The organism is Microvirga aerilata (assembly GCF_016743775.1).
Lineage (GTDB): Bacteria > Pseudomonadota > Alphaproteobacteria > Rhizobiales > Beijerinckiaceae > Microvirga > Microvirga aerilata.
In genome coordinates, this window is record NZ_JAEQMY010000230.1 from 1 (window position 1) to 2,404 (window position 2,404).

The 2,404-nt window shown below is 61.9% G+C and carries 1 protein-coding gene and 2 pseudogenes; 1 reads left to right on the plus strand and 2 read right to left on the minus strand.

What is annotated here, in order from left to right:
- A pseudogene (locus tag JKG68_RS31885) lies at window positions 1–303 on the minus strand (hypothetical protein); the annotation flags it as partial.
- Between the two features lie 348 nt (window positions 304–651).
- Between JKG68_RS31885 and JKG68_RS31890 the strand changes: the two are divergent.
- Complete coding sequence (locus tag JKG68_RS31890; RefSeq protein WP_202066390.1) at window positions 652–1,683, plus strand: Gfo/Idh/MocA family protein; 1,032 nt, start codon at window positions 652–654, stop codon at window positions 1,681–1,683.
- A 157-nt stretch (window positions 1,684–1,840) separates the two neighbouring features.
- On the opposite strand, the pseudogene JKG68_RS31895 reads toward JKG68_RS31890, so the two are convergent.
- Window positions 1,841–2,404, minus strand: a pseudogene (locus JKG68_RS31895) (hypothetical protein); the annotation flags it as partial.

Consider the following 2,404-nt stretch of genomic DNA (forward strand, 5'->3'; position numbering starts at 1 on the left):
GACGACGCCCTGGCGGGCCTCTCGCCCGCTTGGGCGCGAGTAGACGATCCCAACCTCCACCGGTGCCCGCTGGCCGCTGCGAGCGCGCCGCATCTCGCCGGCGCTCGCGGCATCTACCCGGACCAACTCGGCGCCCATCTCGCTTGCATGGGTGCGAGCCGCTGCAATCGCGGCCTGCCGACACGTTTCGACCACTGTATTGGGAGTGCCCGGACGATACTGGAGCTTGGGGATGGTCGCCTGCTCGGCTGCGTACCCACCCACCATTCCAGAGGCGCCAAGCAGAAGAATGACCCACAGCATATCTGTTCACCCCGAGATGACCCCACCAGCATTGGGATCAGGGTTCATAAGTGCTATATCGACAAAGTTCGGCCTTAGCTGCCACTTCCTTCATCCTGGAGTATTACAGCTGTTGCTGGACCCTGATACCCGCGGCGGTTGCGCCGCCCCCTGGCTCCTCCGAGACCTGAGCCTGAGGACAGCTAACCTCGGCTTAGCAGACGTTGCAGAAGCGGCAGCCCATGAGCTGCCCAGAGCGGGCCTGCATTCCTCACCGAGAGTGAACGGAAGGGGGCTCGACTTTGTCCCTGGATCTCGTAGGCTAAAGTCAGTGATCAAGCCATCGCACACTGCTTAACGGGAGATTGGATGTCCTCACGGTTGCGCGCTGGCCTGATCGGCTGCGGGTTCTACGCGAGAAACCATCTGCACGCCTGGCGTGACCTGTCGGATGACGTCGAGCTGGTTGCCGTCTGTGATCGCGATGAGCAGAAGGCTGGGGCAGCAGCGGAGGCCTTCAGCGTACCCCGATGGTACGGCGATGCGGCTCGGATGATGGAAGCCGAGGCCCTCGATTTTGTGGACATCGTCACCACGATGCCCTCTCACAAATCTCTGGTGCTGCTCGCGGCGTCTCACAAGGTGCCGGTTATCGTGCAGAAGCCTTTCGCGCCCACATGGCAGGACTGCCTCGACATGGTCGACGTCTGCCGTAATGCCGGCGTGCCCCTGATGGTTCACGAGAACTTCCGCTTCCAGTCGCCACTCCTTGAGGTGCGGCGCGTGTTGGAGGCGGGAACCATCGGCGACGTGACCTGGGGGCGCATCAACTGGCGGACCGGCTATGACATCTATGCAGGCCAGCCGTATCTTGCGACGGAGGAACGGTTCATCCTGCTCGACATTGGGGTGCACGTGCTTGATCTCGCCCGCGTGCTGCTGGGCGAGGTTGAGCGGGTCTTCTGCGAGACGCAGAGCGTCAAGCCAAGCATCGCAGGCGAGGACATGGCAACGATCATGCTCAAGCATCACAACGGAGCGGTAAGCGTGGTCGATTGCAGCTACGCGACCAAGCGCGACCCGGACCCATTCCCTGAGGTTCTGCTGGAGATCGAGGGGCGGCGCGGCAGCTTGCTCCTGTCACCGGGCCTGGAGCTACGCGTCACGAGCGAGGGAGCGACAACGGTGCGTTCACTGCGGACGCCGCTTCTGCCCTGGACGTCCGAGCCCTGGCACGTGAGCCAGGAAAGTGTGCTCAACACCCAGAGGCATTGGGTCGAGTGCCTGAAGGCAGCACGTGAGCCCGAGACCTCCGGGCGTGACAACCTAAAGACCTATGCACTTGTGGAAGCGGCGTACGAAAGTGCGACATCCCACCAGGCGGCGAGGCCGAATAGCTAAGCTCGACCTTGCAGGTGATTGGATTGGCGAGGCACCCCCGGCCGAGCAGGGCAGCGATCTAATAGCTGCTCTTGGAAGTCGGCCGAATGTCTACTCAAGAAGCGAGTTGGCCCCGGGCTTGCCCAGGGCAATGTTAACGAAAGGGTAAAAGACCGAGTTAAATGACGATGAAGTCGGCCGCCGTGAGCTTGGCGCGGTTCTCAATCATCGCGAACTTCACGGCTGCGGTCGAACCGATGCCATCGGCGTCGTAGTACAGAGCACCGCTCTTGTCGTTGTAGATAATCCGGTCGCCTGAATCCAACGCCTTCTCGCCCGTAACGAAGCTGCTCGACGAGAGCTGGCCGTGCTTGAGCTTGGTGAACACAGCATCATCGAGGCGGATCGTATCGTCCTTGGCACTGAAGTCCAGGATCACGTCGACATTCTTCGTACCGGGCTTGGTGTCAAAGGTGAAGGTATCCTTGCCGGCGCCGCCGACCATTACGTCGCTGCCGCCCTTGCCCCACAGCATGTCATTGCCGCTTTTGCCGTCGATCTTATCGTTGCCGCTCGAGCCTGTCAGCCTGTTGCTGCTGCCGGTGCCGGTGAGGGTCTTCGTGGTCACTGGCCGTTCAGACAAGGTCGGTGTGGAAGGCGTTAATGGCGTCACCGGCGTTGTCGTCACGGGGGTCGTCGTCTGCTCCGCCGCATCGGCAACCTTGACGGTGACGGTGCCTGC

Excerpts from the sequence above, each read along its gene's own strand:
- JKG68_RS31890 (WP_202066390.1), top strand. The coding sequence starts at position 652 with ATGTCCTCACGGTTGCGCGCTGGCCTGATCGGCTGCGGGTTCTACGCG.